Origin of the sequence: Bacillus sp. NPDC094106, assembly GCF_044764345.1 — a bacterium.
Classification (GTDB): Bacteria; Bacillota; Bacilli; order Bacillales; family Bacillaceae_G; genus Bacillus_A.
On sequence record NZ_JBIWHY010000017.1, the window covers coordinates 21,477 to 34,556 of the forward strand.

A 13,080-nucleotide genomic window follows, 5' to 3' on the forward strand; every position below is an offset into this window, starting at 1 on the left:
ACGTATCAGGTGGTGGTGGATCCATAAAAGTAATATTAGTAGGGTTCTCAGGTGGTGGTGGATCCATAAAAGTAATGTTAGTAGGGTTCTCAGGTGGTGGTGGATCCATAAAAGTAATGTTAGTAGGGTTCTCAGGTGGTGGTGGATCCATGAAAGTAATGTTAGTAGGGTTCTCAGGTGGTGGTGGATCCATAAAAGTAATGTTAGTAGGGTTCTCAGATGATGGATTAATACTTGTAGCAGCTGAAGCGTTGCTAAAACCGAATGCTGGAAGTGCTAATAAGGCCACCGCAGGTAATACAAAAAATTTTTTTTTCATAAAAAAACTCCCCTCAATTTGTATTCTTGTTAATTATCTGAAAATTCGTAATAAAATTCAATGTAATTCAGGTGGTGTAACTTGAAAAATAAATAACAGAAAATTCAATAAATTAATAAGGGTAAGGATCCTATTTGTTGAAACTATAACAGATAGACTCCTTATTCTATATGAGCTTTAAATAGATGGTTCAGTTTTTAGAGAAACATGTTATGTCGGTACATTCAATGAATGCAATTACTGTTGAAGGAACTAGCGAGCGAATTTGTAACGTTATATAAGAAAATGGCAGCAGAAGAATGAAACCTTGCGTATGCAAGGTTTTTTGTGCTTGAAAAAGGTTTAGTTATGACGAAAACAAAACCACTTATGTAGCAATCTATATCTTTTTTTCAAATATATGTAACAATGAAAGTGCAAAGGAGGTGGGAGCCATTGAAAATCCACATTGAATTAGACCCATCACAAGATGAGATAGAGATTATTGTAAAAGCAAAAGAAGTAACGGATGAAATTCACCATCTTGTAAAAAGGATAGAAGGGGGGAGTGTGAAGCAAATTGTGGGAATTCTAGAGCAGCAATATTATTTGTTGGAACTAAAAGATATTTATTGGTTTTATGCTGAGGGAAGAAAAGTGATGGCACAGACAACGAAGGGGAGGCTTGAAGTAAAGTCGAGGTTGTATGAGCTAGAAACAAGGTTACAAGACGATCGCTTTGTACGATTTTCAAAATCGATATTAGCAAATTTACAACATGTAACGAGTTTTGAAATGTCGTTTAGCGGAAGTATGTGTGCTCACTTTTCAAATGGAATGAAAGAGTACGTTTCGAGAAAATATGTACCACTTATTAAAGCAGCTTTAAATATAGGAGGAGGTTAGAAATATGGTTACATTATTTGATAGAATTGGCGGAAAGGTGCTTTCTGGAATGGCGATGGCAATGTTTTATAGCCTATTGTTTTTAGGGATTGGTTATGTAAAAGGAATGGAGAATATAGAGGTAAAAACACTACTTGTTTATCTTGTTACAGCAAATATTGTCGGGCTGATTTTTTCATTTGCTTCCTTTGTGTTTGAGAAGGAAGAATGGAGCATTCTAAAACAAACAATGATTCATTTTATTATTTTGTTGGGCACATTTTTACCAATTGCTATTTGGATTGGCTGGGTTCCGAATCATCTCGTTCCGATTCTTATTTGTATAGGTAGCTTTATCGTTGTTTATTTCATTATATGGCTCACGATGACAATCTATTGGAAGAAAAAAATCGAGGACTTGAATAATGAACTGAAATAAGATGTTGTGTTCTGTTGAATGCTCGATATACGAAAATAAGCCAATATGGCTTATTTTTTTTGGTTTAAACACAACTAAACACGAATATATTTTCATACAGATATGGGTTAAAAGTGTGTTGTTTTAAAATACACTATTTGAAGGCGGTAACTTTGTATGGCTAGATAATATAAAGAATATAGCCACTTAAAGCGCCAAGAATAACAATGATCCATGGAGGTGCTTTCCAAAATGCTAATAGACAAAATAAGAGAGAAGCGATGACAAAGTCAATTGTACTCATAACGGAACTTGTCCAAATTGGGTTGTAAAAAGCTGATAGTAAAATACCAACAACAGCGGCATTAATGCCGAGGAGTGCACCTTGTACATATGAACAGCGTCTAATCTGATCCCAAAATGGCAATACGCCAATGATGAGTAAGAACGCTGGGAGAAAGATAGCAATTGTCGCAAGAGTAGCTCCTAGTAGTCCATCCAGCACAGCTCCTATGTAAGATGCAAATGTAAAAAGAGGGCCTGGTACAGCTTGTGTTAAGCCGTATCCTGCTAGAAACTGCTCTTTTGTCATCATGCCATTTAATACAAATTCATTTTCGAGAAGAGGAAGAACGACATGTCCTCCGCCAAACACGAGTGAGCCAGAGCGATAGAAACTATCAAACATGGCAATCCAGTGCGAAAATGGTCGTAATATTGGTAACAGGAATAATAAACTAAAAAATAGTAAGAGACATGAGGCGGCAGTTATACGTGAAACAGGAATATGTGTTTTGCTAGCAGGTGGAATATCGTGCTTACGATATAAGAGCCAACCGATAAGACCAGCAAGTAGAATAAGTGTGACTTGCGTCAAAGCACTTGGAAATAATAATGCAATTGCAGCAGTAATAATTGCAATTGTTGTTCGGTTTCGGTCCGGTGTTAATTTCTGTGCCATTCCCCATATTGCATGAGCAACAATCGCTACTGCTACAAGTTTTAACCCATGAATCCAGCCAGCTTCCTCTATATGAAATTGCTGGAGTAGTGAAGCGAAAAAGACAAGAACGAGAACTGATGGGAGTGTAAAGCCGGCCCAAGCAACTACAGCTCCAAGGAGTCCTCCGCGGGATAAACCGATGCCGATTCCAACTTGGCTGCTTGCAGGACCAGGAAGGAATTGACACAGTGCCACTAAATCTCCATAGCTTCGCTCATCCATCCATTTTCGTTTTTGTACATATTCGTGATGGAAGTATCCGAGATGAGCCGTAGGTCCACCAAAAGAAGTGAATCCTAGTTTAAGCGATACGAAGAAAATTTCAAATATTGTTTTCAAAGTGAACCTCCCTGTGGGATTTTAAATATACGTGCATTATACAAGAAGTGGTTATGTAGAAGGAATGGTTGTTATGTAAAGCTTTTGTAAATATTTTTGAAGAGAAGTAACATGCTTTCAAGAAAGCGAAGTTGAAAAAGTCATAATTTATTATGTCCTAGTAATAAATTAGTTAAAGGGGTACCTAAAGTAAGGTGAAATTTATATAAGGAGAATGTTGCTCGTATGAAAAAACATTTCTTTGCTCGGCTAAAAGGGGAGATGGAAGTACCTCCTGTAAATACAAAGGCTTATGGTGTAACAGAATTTATTTTTAATAATGATTTAACAAAAATATATTATAGAATTATATTGAAAAACATTGAGGAAGTTACATCATGTCAGATTCATTTAGGAAAAAAGAATCAGATAGGTCCAGAAGTTTTATTTTTATATGGCCCTGTGAGGCACGGGATTAGCGTGAATGAAGGGATAATTACAGGTGTGGTAACGATTGAAGACCTAGAAGGGCCTTTGCAAAGAAAGATATTTGAGAATCTTATTGAAGAGGTAGATCATGAAAATGCATATATAAATGTTCATACAAAGAGATTTGAAAAGGGAGAAATACGGGGAATGGTGGAGGAGGTAAAGAGCTAGGAATATGAAATAGATAAAAACGTCTGTGAAGTTGAAATTTCACAGGCAGTCTTTAATCCCACTATTTTTTGTGGGGGATTTTTTATCACTCTTTAAACACAAAAATGGAAAGAGAAAAAACAAACAGCTCTAGTATATATACTAAAGCTGTTACAATCTTGTGTCCTTCCAAAAGTTCACCTCTAAGTGAGAGGAAGGGTTATAAGCAAGAAGTGTATAACCTTTTGCTTGAAGATAGTCAATTACCTTTGGAAGAATTTTTACAGTGACACTAGAATCGTGCATTAAAATGACTTCTACTTGTTCGTTGCTTTGGTTCATAACCCGATCCAGTATAGCAGAAGGATTATCATAGCTTTTCCAGTCATATGTATCGATCGTCCAATCCCACATTTTGTACTGAGCGGAAACAAGTGCATCACGATAATTCTTTTTTAAATACGGCATACTGCCATATGGAACGCGAACAAGATGTGTATCTAAATTTGTTACTTGCTGGACGATTGTTTGAGCTTGCTCCATTTCAGAAATTAAAGCAGATGGATCGCCAGTATATAGACGTTTTACATCATGAGACATACTATGCAGCCCAATATAATGTCCTTCCTCAATTAAGCGTTTCATCGTTTGTGGGTAATGTGGTACTTTTCCACCAATAACAAAGAAGGTTGCTTTTCCATGCTTTTGTTTTAAGATGTTTAAAATTTGTGATGTGTATTTATTTGGTCCATCATCAAATGTTAAGTACGCAATTTTTTGCGGAATAGAAGCAGTCTGAGTAGTAGAACGATGTTCAAGTGGAGAGTTAGTCGCTGCTTCAGTATAAGATGTCGTACATGTAGTAATGACTAAAAATATGATAATACATTGAAATACTTGCTTGATCATAACACTCACCCTCAGTTTAACAATCAAAGATGTAAGAAGGCATCGAGAGACGTTTCTCATTATCTTCTTTATATGTATAGCTTTCTCCAATAGAAGCACTCTCAAACAAACTATATTATGGAAATGAAAAATAGCATCCTCTCTTAAAAGAAAGGATGCTATCTGAATATTTCATAGTAATAAAGGCTATACTACAATTATTCTTCGCGTTTTTTCACTTTTTTATAGAAGGAAATAATTGGTTTATAACGTTCGTGCACAAGACCGATTATTTCTGCCACGATTTCAGTAAAGAAAATCAAGACAAACAGAAGAATAATGGATAACCATAATGTTGCGCTAGTGAAAATGATTGCATTTACGCTAAAGAAAATACCAAATGCGTAAATGATAAGTACCGTTGCACGGTGAGAGAAGCCCATTGCCAACAGACGGTGATGTAAATGCGACTTATCTGGTGCAGAAATTGGTTTCTTATTCACAATGCGTCTGATAATCGCAAATGTTGTATCAAAGATAGGAACACCTAAAATGATGATAGGAACAAGGAAACTGAATAACGTTACACTTTTGTATAATCCGAGTAACGATAAAACAGATATACAATATCCTAAAAATAGCGCACCTGTATCTCCCATGAAAATTTTTGCTGGATGGAAGTTATAGAATAAAAATCCAAGTGTACTTGCAAGTGCAATAAGTGCTAGTGGCAGAATGATTACAGCACCAGTACCCATAGGGCTTGTAAAGGCCATATATGCTAACGTTGCAAGAACGATGGATGAAATTCCAGCGGATAATCCGTCTAGTCCATCAATTAAGTTAATGGCGTTTGTAATACCGACAATCCAAAATACTGTAATTGGGTATGCAAGTAACCCAAGTTCAGTATCCCCTAGGAATGGGATATACAATACCTGTACTAATAATCCACTTTTTACAATGAGTATAGCAACTAATAATTGTCCACCGAATTTTACCTTCGCTGATAATTCATACATATCATCTAAAATACCGATGATGACGATGATAACAGCACCTAAGCTTATTGATAGCATTCTTTGCTCATATAATCCACTAACAATAAATCCTACAGCTACACCGATGAAAATTGCCAGTCCACCTAGACGAGGCATTATTTTTTGGTGTACTTTACGTGCGTTTGGCTTATCTGTTGCTCCGATCTTAAATGCTAATTTGATAACGAAAGGAGTAACGACTAGTACAGTAATGAAAGATGCCAAAACTGCATAAATCACTTGTGAGTCCATTAATACCCCACCTCTTATATTTTAACTTAATTTTTAAAGAAGTTATCTGAAAATTATGATGTTTGTTTGCGGGCTCATAACATATGGTATCACAAAAAGATTAGAATTCAATCTTTTTTTCTATTCACTGTAATTGGAAATGAATAAAATATATGACAAATCTATGATGAATGTGCTCTCAAGAGAGAAGGTTACAAAATCTTTACAATAGTATATGGTATAAACATTTTTCATTTAAATTGCAATCGAATAGAAGGATCCTCCTAGCAGCCTTTTTCCTGTACATTGATAGGGGAGTATTGCCTATAAGTGACTATGAATAGGAATGATCGATACAAAAGTTTATTTACTATAAGTGTTTCACGTTAAAATACGTACGTTCCATGTTAAAATATGGAAATGAATATGTAAAGTGCAAATGTACGCTGGAAATGGCATGAAAAACTGAATCATATTCTTTTACAAAATCTAAAAAAAAGAAAGAAAAACCCCTTTCATATAATAAAGAAGTATCTCATTGTTTTTCATTTAAAGAGATACACGTATGTCTTATTTTGAAGTGAAAAAAAGTATCCTGTGCAAAAAAAACGAATGAAAATTACAGTGATGAGTACTGGATATGTAGGATTAATTATAGGAGTAGATTAGGGGCAGTTATGTGTTTTGATATAGATAAGAGGAAAATAGAACGAATGAAGCAATCATAGGAGCTAGTGCGGTGTTTATTAGAAAGGTATGTAACGCTTATGAGGGAACCTATTTTATTTGATGGGAGAAATTGTTATACTGTTGAGGACGTTGCGAAACATAGATTGGATTACTACTCTGCTTGGAAGAGAGAGCATTTGTAATCGTAATGTTTCTATCGTCTAGTTAGGACACTTTCTTTTGTCCGACTGTATTCTCATATATAATGACAGTGTAACAATAACAGCATATATTGTAATTAGTGAAAGAAAAGAGGCAGTGAAATGACTGAACGTTTAAAAGTAATGACGATTTTTGGAACACGTCCAGAAGCGATAAAAATGGCACCTCTTGTGTTAGAGTTGCAAAAGCATTCTGAGAAAATTGAGCCGATTGTGACAGTAACAGCGCAGCATCGTCAAATGTTAGATCAAGTGCTGAATATCTTTGGTATTACACCAGACTTTGATTTGAATATTATGAAAGATCGTCAAACTTTAATTGATATTACAACACGTGGTTTAGAAGGTCTAGATAAAGTAATGAAGGAAGCGAAACCTCATATTGTTCTTGTTCATGGTGATACAACAACGACATTTATTGCGAGCCTTGCAGCCTTTTATAATCAAATTCCAGTAGGACATGTTGAAGCAGGACTTCGCACATGGGATAAATATTCTCCATATCCAGAAGAAATGAACCGTCAATTAACAGGTGTAATGGCAGATCTTCATTTCTCTCCTACAACAAAATCAGCAACGAACTTACAAAAAGAGAATAAAGATGAAGCACGTATTTTTGTAACAGGAAATACAGCGATTGATGCACTTAAAACAACTGTAAAAGAGACATACAGTCATCCAGTATTAGAGAAGCTTGGAAATGATCGTCTTATACTTATGACAGCGCATCGCCGTGAAAACTTAGGTGAGCCAATGCGCAACATGTTCCGCGCTATTAAACGTCTTGTTGACAAACACGAAGATGTACAAGTTGTGTACCCGGTTCATATGAATCCTGTTGTTCGTGAAACAGCAAACGAAATTTTAGGAGACCATACCCGTATTCATTTAATTGAGCCGCTAGACGTAATTGATTTCCATAATGTTGCAGCTCGTTCATACTTAATGCTAACAGACTCTGGTGGTGTACAAGAGGAAGCTCCGTCTCTTGGTGTACCAGTTCTTGTTCTTCGTGATACGACAGAACGTCCAGAAGGCATTGAAGCAGGTACATTGAAATTAGCAGGTACAGATGAGGAAACAATCTTTACACTTGCTGATGAATTGTTATCAAATAAAGAAGCGCATGACAAAATGGCACAAGCATCTAACCCTTACGGTGATGGTCGTGCTTCAGAGCGTATCGTAGAAGCAATTTTACAATACTTTAATAAAAAGTAAGTAAAAAGAGCCAATTCCTATAAGAATTGGCTCTTTTTATTTTTTTTACTGATGATTTCGCATAATCCATTCTGCATGGGCATTTGTAGATGCAGATGGTATTGTTGGTTTTTTATTTTCAGTAGATTCTTTTTTAGAATTTGTACTAGAGTGTGAATTCGCAGATTCATTTTTACTTGAATCTGTATTGTCATTTGAACTTGTATTTGTATTTGTATTTGTATTTGTGTTTTCGTTTGAATCTGTACCTGTATTTGTATTTGTATCAGTTGTAGAATCTGTTTGCTGATCTCCTTTTCCAATGTTTTTCAGAATGGTATTATGAACTGTCTGAACACTCATCTCATTAGGTAGGAAGTAATAGATACCATCTATTTTTTTATCTTCACCTTCTAACTTAAGTGTTTCGATATTAGCAGGATCAAATCCAGAAAATTTATTGTAAAGGGCGAGTCCGTCAGATATAGGGATATCAGTTTTTACATATTTTCCAATTACTGTTGTTAAATCTTTAATCTTAAATACTGTTGAAGTGGAATTCAACTTGTGTACAACAGCAGCGAGTACTTGACGTTGTCTCGCTGCACGGCCGTAATCTCCATTTGGATCTTGTTTTCGCATGCGAACATAAGCAAGTGCTTCTTCCCCATTCAAGTTTTGTTTGCCTTGCTTAAAGTTAATTTTCTTATCGTAGTCTATATCAGAACGTTCCCAGAAATCAAAAGGAACATCTACTGTAACACCGCCAACGGCATCAACAATGCCTTTAAATCCTTGGAAGTCAATTTTAATATAGTGATCGACAGGAACTTTTAAAAAGTTTTCGACAGTATCTATCGCCATCTTTTCTCCACCGTAAGCATGCGCCGCATTGATTTTATCTTTTTTATTCTTTCCTGCAATCGTAACCCGAGAGTCACGTGGAATGCTCATGAGGGAAACTTTTTGAGATTTTGGATCCACTGTTGCAATCATAAGAGAATCGGTACGACCATTTTTTCCATCGGTTGCATAATCTTCAATTCCCATAATGAGAATAGTGAAAGGCTCTTTCGTAATTTGAACTTCTTCTGTTCGTAATTTGGACTTATCACGTGTAAAGCCACTATACATCCCCATGAGAGAAGAATAGGAATTAAACATATAAAGTCCTACGCTACCAAGTAAACATGCGAAAATAAGGAATACGAAAAGTTTACGTCTTCGCTTCTTCTTAACTCTTCTTTTCTGGAGATGATAATAACGATCTTCCATATATAATCTCCTTTTAATTTGTAAGGTATTATTTTCAGTTATTCTATCGCAAGATTGGGAGGTAGAATAACTTGATTTGTCATTGATAATAGGAATGTAGGTTTATTGCGGAGCATCTTGCTCTAAATACAACATATTGTCTTCTTCAATTGTACATTTCCCATTTGTTAGCTCAATCATCCAATTTTTGAAATTATGCTTTTGGTCTTCCTCTACGTAAATATCAAATGTCACGTTTTCTAGATAATGTATATCTTTAATCGCGTACTCTGAGTGACGTAATTCGTTTTCAACTTTACCAAGTAACGTATAATCAATCTCTGTCTTCATAACGCGCATTAGTTTGCGTTCTACAACACCTACGTGACGAATTCCTTCACTTGTACATTTTCCATATGCACGAATTAAACCGCCGGCACCAAGTTTAATGCCACCAAAATAACGTGTAACGACAACAACTATATCTTTCAAATCGCGTTTTTTTAGTACTTCTAACATTGGTACGCCAGCTGTACCGCTCGGTTCACCATCATCATTCGCCTTTTGAATTTGATTTTGTTCACCAATTAAATAAGCAGAACAGTTATGTGTCGCATTCCAGTGCTGCTTTTTTATTTTTTGGATAAACTCTTGAGCCTCTTCTTCTGTTGTGGCTCGGCTAATATAGCAAATAAATCTTGATCTTTGAATGACAATTTCGTGCTCACCGTAGCCTTTGATTGTTAAATATTGTAATAGCAATGGTATACGCCCCTATCTTTCAAAATGCTTAGTACTTTACATTGTAAAAGGGGGAGTTTTTAGATTCAAACATTTTTTACAAACATATTATAATTTGTAAGATAAATTTAGTGTCTTTGTTGTAAATTGTCGAGACATTTATTATAATTTTAAGCCAGCATTCTCATACATTAATGCACCTTTTCTGGTTTTCGTGTAAAATTAGGGAATAAAAACTTTTTTTTATAAGGTAGGTACGAAAATGAGAACAGCTATTGTTACTGATAGTACAGCATATATACCAAGGCATATTCGTGAAGAACTCAATATACATATGATTCCATTAAATGTAGTTTTTGGGACGGAATCTTATCAAGAAGAAACAGAGATTACAGCGGATGATTTTTATGTAAAAGTACGTGAGCAGGAAGAACTTCCTAAGACTTCTCAACCAGCAATTGGAAAATTTGTAGAGCTATTTGAGGAATTAGCGAAAGAATATGACGCTGTTATTAGTATCCATCTTTCAAGTGGGATTAGTGGTACATATCAAACAGCAACAACAGCCGGGCAGATGGTCCAAGGAATTGACGTATATACGTATGATTCTGAAATTAGTTGTGAAGTACAAGGGTTTTATGTTCGTGAAGGTGTAAGAATGGCAAGTGAAGGAAAAACACCTGAAGAAATTTTGACGCGATTTGATGAAATGAAGCAAACAATAGATGCGTATTTTGTTGTAGATGATTTGCATCATTTACAGCGAGGCGGTCGCTTAAATAGTGCGCAGGCTTTTATTGGTAGCTTGCTACAAGTAAAGCCGGTTTTATATTTTAGAGATAAGATTATTATTCCATTTGAAAAAATTCGCACCCGCAAAAAAGCATTAAAGCGCATTGTTGAAATTTTTGATGAGCAGGCAAGTAAAGGTGTACCGATGGAAGCTGTTATTATTCATGCGAATCGCAAAGAGGAAGCGAAAGCGTGGCAGCAAGAATTACAAGAAGAATACCCTCATGTTACAATCCGTATTAGTTATTTTGGTGCTGTAATTGGTACACATTTAGGCGAAGGTTCACTTGGTTTAGGTTGGTATACAAAATAATAAAGATGTAAAAGCTCTCTGTTTGAAGAGAGTTTTTTTACGGTAGGTATCTATTTGACAAGTTAATATTTGGAAGTGATAAAATGTACATAATCTTAAATGAGGAAAGTTTTATTGCTTATTTTTTATAAGAAACTATTTTATAATAAAGGTGAGGTGAAACATATGGAGCATAATTCTTGTTTATGTCCAAAGTTTGAATCGGCTTTTACACTGCTTAGTAAGAAGTGGACAGGTTTAATTATTAAATCTTTACTAGAAGAGCCGAAGCGTTTTAGAGAAATCGCTGATATTATCCCAAATATGAGTGATCGTATGTTGTCGGAACGTTTAAAGGAATTAGAGAGCGAAGGTATCGTTGTACGTAACGTTTATCCAGAAGTACCTGTTAGAATCGAATATGGGCTAACAGATAAAGGGAAAGCATTGGAAAGCGTTATGAATGAAGTCCAAAGTTGGGCTGAAAAATGGGTGGATTAAAGTTAAGTTGTGCTTCGTGAGGTTTTCTATATTGAGAAAAAACGCAGGGGAAATTCCTCTGCGTTTTTTTATCCCGCAACAGCACGAATTGTGAGGGCTAATAATCAGTGAGGATGAAGAAATCCCCACTGATTAAAGTTTCACTTTATGTAACAAGCGAATGACAATTGCATGAAAAAATAGTGTGTTTTTCTTAAGATTCTGCAAATAAATACAGGATTAGAGCGATTTTGTCATAGGATTACAAAGAAAATATTACATTTATTTTACAAAAACGTAACATTGATAAAAAAACTCCCGAATTATGGTATAAATTTTAGTAGATTATATTCGGAAAAAGAAAAAAAGAAAGCGGTGTAAAAATAAAATGAAAAAGCTAAAGATGGCTTCTTGCGTATTAGCTGCAGGAATGATGTTTTCAGTAGTAACACCAAGTGTATTCGCAGAAAATATGAACGATGTAAAAACACAGATTAACGCACAAAATGACACTTTACATAAACAACAACAAGAACGTGATGAGCTTCAAAAACAAATGAATGACTTAAATAAAACAATTCAAGGTTTAGATAAGTCTGTTCAAGAAAATGCAGCAAAGCTTGATGAAACAACAAAAAAAGTTGCAGAAACAGAGCAATTAATCGAGAAAAAGAATAAAGATATCGCAGAGTTACAAACAAAAATTGCAAAACGTGAAGATTTATTAAGAAAGCGTTTAGTAGCACTTCAAGAACAACCAAACACGAACGTTGTAACAGAGGTTGTTGTAAACTCTAAAAACCTTGCAGATTTAGTAGATCGCTTAACTTCTGTTTCTAAAATTCTTGCATCTGATGAAGATATCATGAAAACACAACAAGACGATCAAGCAGCTGTGAAAAAAGATGTTGAAACGGTTAAAGTAAAACAAAAAGAATTAAAAGAAGCACAAGCACAAATCGAAACTGCAAAGAAAGAACTTGACGCTGAAAAAGCAAAAAAACAAGAAGCAGTAACTGATTTAAATGGTAAAATGGATACTGTTGTAAACAATATGACAAGTACAGAAGGTCAATTGAAAGAGCTTGAAAAACAAGCATTATACTTACAACAATTAGCTGAAAAAGAAGCGCAAGAAAAAGCGGCACAAGAAGCAGCTGCTAAGAAACAAGCAGAGCAAGCTCAACAGCCGGCACAACCAGCTGCTCCAGCAAATAATGGTGGACAAGCTACAAAAGAGCAACCTAAGAAAGAACAACCAAAACAAGAGAAAAAACCAGCTGAGTCAGCACCAGCTTCAAATGCAGGTGGCATAATTGGTAAAGCGGAACAATATCTTGGTAAGCCATATGTTTGGGGAAGTGCATCTCCATCAAACGGCGGTTTTGACTGCAGTGGTTTCATTTCTTACATTTATGGTGTAGGTCGTCAAGATGTTGCTGGTTACTGGAACTCAGTTTCTAAAGTAAGTAGCCCACAACCAGGAGATTTAGTATTCTTCCAAGGTACGTATAAATCAGGTCCATCTCACATCGGTATTTACGCTGGTAATGGAAAAATGATTCATGCTGGTGATAGTGGTATTGGATATTCTGACTTAAGCAGCAGCTACAATCAAAAACATTTCTTAGGTTATGGTAGATTCTAGGATTTGAATGATATAAAACATGTGTATAAAGTCGATAGCTTACTATTTTATAAGTAGGTTATC

At 35.4% G+C, this 13,080-nt stretch carries 12 protein-coding genes and 2 pseudogenes; 9 read left to right on the top strand and 5 right to left on the bottom strand.

All coding sequences use genetic code 11. The features are described from left to right. The 3 genes from ACIQ7L_RS21490 to ACIQ7L_RS21500 all read left to right on the top strand — a co-directional run. Nucleotides 1-404, top strand: a 404-nt coding sequence (locus ACIQ7L_RS21490; RefSeq protein WP_400571496.1) for a hypothetical protein, incomplete at its 5' end; no start/stop codon positions are given. 350 nt (nt 405-754) lie between these two features. Further along, nucleotides 755-1,204: a LytTR family DNA-binding domain-containing protein gene (locus ACIQ7L_RS21495; protein WP_400571498.1), complete on the top strand. Its 450-nt coding sequence runs from the start codon at nt 755-757 to the stop codon at nt 1,202-1,204. 4 nt (nt 1,205-1,208) lie between these two features. Next, on the top strand, nt 1,209-1,622 hold the full coding sequence (locus tag ACIQ7L_RS21500; RefSeq protein ID WP_400571500.1) for a DUF3021 domain-containing protein: 414 nt from the start codon (nt 1,209-1,211) through the stop codon (nt 1,620-1,622). Between the two features lie 160 nt (nt 1,623-1,782). Here ACIQ7L_RS21500 and ACIQ7L_RS21505 read toward each other — a convergent pair whose 3' ends face one another. After that, nucleotides 1,783-2,943, bottom strand: a complete 1,161-nt coding sequence (locus ACIQ7L_RS21505; protein WP_400571501.1) for a chromate transporter — start codon at nt 2,941-2,943, stop codon at nt 1,783-1,785. 225 nt (nt 2,944-3,168) lie between these two features. Between ACIQ7L_RS21505 and ACIQ7L_RS21510 the strand changes: the two genes are divergently transcribed. Beyond that, complete coding sequence (locus tag ACIQ7L_RS21510; protein ID WP_400571503.1) at nt 3,169-3,582, top strand: CHRD domain-containing protein; 414 nt, start codon at nt 3,169-3,171, stop codon at nt 3,580-3,582. Between the two features lie 150 nt (nt 3,583-3,732). Here ACIQ7L_RS21510 and ACIQ7L_RS21515 read toward each other — a convergent pair whose 3' ends face one another. Further along, nucleotides 3,733-4,470 carry a polysaccharide deacetylase family protein gene (locus ACIQ7L_RS21515; protein WP_400571505.1) on the bottom strand — a complete coding sequence of 246 codons (738 nt, stop codon included), beginning with the start codon at nt 4,468-4,470 and terminating at the stop codon, nt 3,733-3,735. A 197-nt stretch (nt 4,471-4,667) separates the two neighbouring features. Beyond that, complete coding sequence (locus ACIQ7L_RS21520) at nt 4,668-5,741, bottom strand: glycosyltransferase family 4 protein (protein ID WP_400571507.1); 1,074 nt, start codon at nt 5,739-5,741, stop codon at nt 4,668-4,670. 725 nt (nt 5,742-6,466) lie between these two features. Here ACIQ7L_RS21520 and ACIQ7L_RS21525 point away from each other — a divergent pair. Beyond that, nucleotides 6,467-6,614 (top strand): annotated as a pseudogene (locus ACIQ7L_RS21525) (UDP-glucose 6-dehydrogenase); the annotation flags it as partial. 98 nt (nt 6,615-6,712) lie between these two features. Beyond that, the gene (gene wecB, locus ACIQ7L_RS21530) at nt 6,713-7,831 is read left to right on the top strand and encodes a non-hydrolyzing UDP-N-acetylglucosamine 2-epimerase (RefSeq protein ID WP_400571509.1); all 1,119 of its coding nucleotides are present in this window, start codon (nt 6,713-6,715) and stop codon (nt 7,829-7,831) included. A 45-nt stretch (nt 7,832-7,876) separates the two neighbouring features. Here the strand turns inward: wecB and ACIQ7L_RS21535 are convergent, their stop codons facing one another. Together ACIQ7L_RS21535 and ACIQ7L_RS21540 are read right to left on the bottom strand one after the other, a co-directional pair. After that, nucleotides 7,877-9,085: an LCP family protein gene (locus ACIQ7L_RS21535; RefSeq protein WP_400571511.1), complete on the bottom strand. Its 1,209-nt coding sequence runs from the start codon at nt 9,083-9,085 to the stop codon at nt 7,877-7,879. A gap of 102 nt (nt 9,086-9,187) precedes the next feature. After that, nucleotides 9,188-9,826 carry a YigZ family protein gene (locus ACIQ7L_RS21540; RefSeq protein ID WP_400571513.1) on the bottom strand — a complete coding sequence of 213 codons (639 nt, stop codon included), beginning with the start codon at nt 9,824-9,826 and terminating at the stop codon, nt 9,188-9,190. Between the two features lie 241 nt (nt 9,827-10,067). Here ACIQ7L_RS21540 and ACIQ7L_RS21545 point away from each other — a divergent pair, with 241 nt between their 5' ends. From ACIQ7L_RS21545 to ACIQ7L_RS21555, 3 genes and pseudogenes are all read left to right on the top strand, one after another. Continuing rightward, nucleotides 10,068-10,910 carry a DegV family protein gene (locus ACIQ7L_RS21545; protein ID WP_400571515.1) on the top strand — a complete coding sequence of 281 codons (843 nt, stop codon included), beginning with the start codon at nt 10,068-10,070 and terminating at the stop codon, nt 10,908-10,910. Nucleotides 10,911-11,075: 165 nt separating this feature from the next. Next, the gene (locus tag ACIQ7L_RS21550) at nt 11,076-11,390 is read left to right on the top strand and encodes a winged helix-turn-helix transcriptional regulator (protein ID WP_097897171.1); all 315 of its coding nucleotides are present in this window, start codon (nt 11,076-11,078) and stop codon (nt 11,388-11,390) included. Nucleotides 11,391-11,642: 252 nt separating this feature from the next. Further along, nucleotides 11,643-13,017, top strand: a pseudogene (locus ACIQ7L_RS21555) (C40 family peptidase). Nucleotides 13,018-13,080: the final 63 nt, after the last annotated feature.

What these genes read in the sequence shown, in the direction of transcription:
- ACIQ7L_RS21500 (WP_400571500.1), top strand. Translation starts at nt 1,209, where the DNA reads ATGGTTACATTATTTGATAGAATTGGCGGAAAGGTGCTTTCTGGAATG.
- ACIQ7L_RS21510 (WP_400571503.1), top strand. Translation starts at nt 3,169, where the DNA reads ATGAAAAAACATTTCTTTGCTCGGCTAAAAGGGGAGATGGAAGTACCT.
- ACIQ7L_RS21515 (WP_400571505.1), bottom strand. Translation starts at nt 4,470, where the DNA reads ATGATCAAGCAAGTATTTCAATGTATTATCATATTTTTAGTCATTACT.
- ACIQ7L_RS21520 (WP_400571507.1), bottom strand. Translation starts at nt 5,741, where the DNA reads ATGGACTCACAAGTGATTTATGCAGTTTTGGCATCTTTCATTACTGTA.
- wecB (WP_400571509.1), top strand. Translation starts at nt 6,713, where the DNA reads ATGACTGAACGTTTAAAAGTAATGACGATTTTTGGAACACGTCCAGAA.
- ACIQ7L_RS21535 (WP_400571511.1), bottom strand. Translation starts at nt 9,085, where the DNA reads ATGGAAGATCGTTATTATCATCTCCAGAAAAGAAGAGTTAAGAAGAAG.
- ACIQ7L_RS21545 (WP_400571515.1), top strand. Translation starts at nt 10,068, where the DNA reads ATGAGAACAGCTATTGTTACTGATAGTACAGCATATATACCAAGGCAT.
- ACIQ7L_RS21550 (WP_097897171.1), top strand. Translation starts at nt 11,076, where the DNA reads ATGGAGCATAATTCTTGTTTATGTCCAAAGTTTGAATCGGCTTTTACA.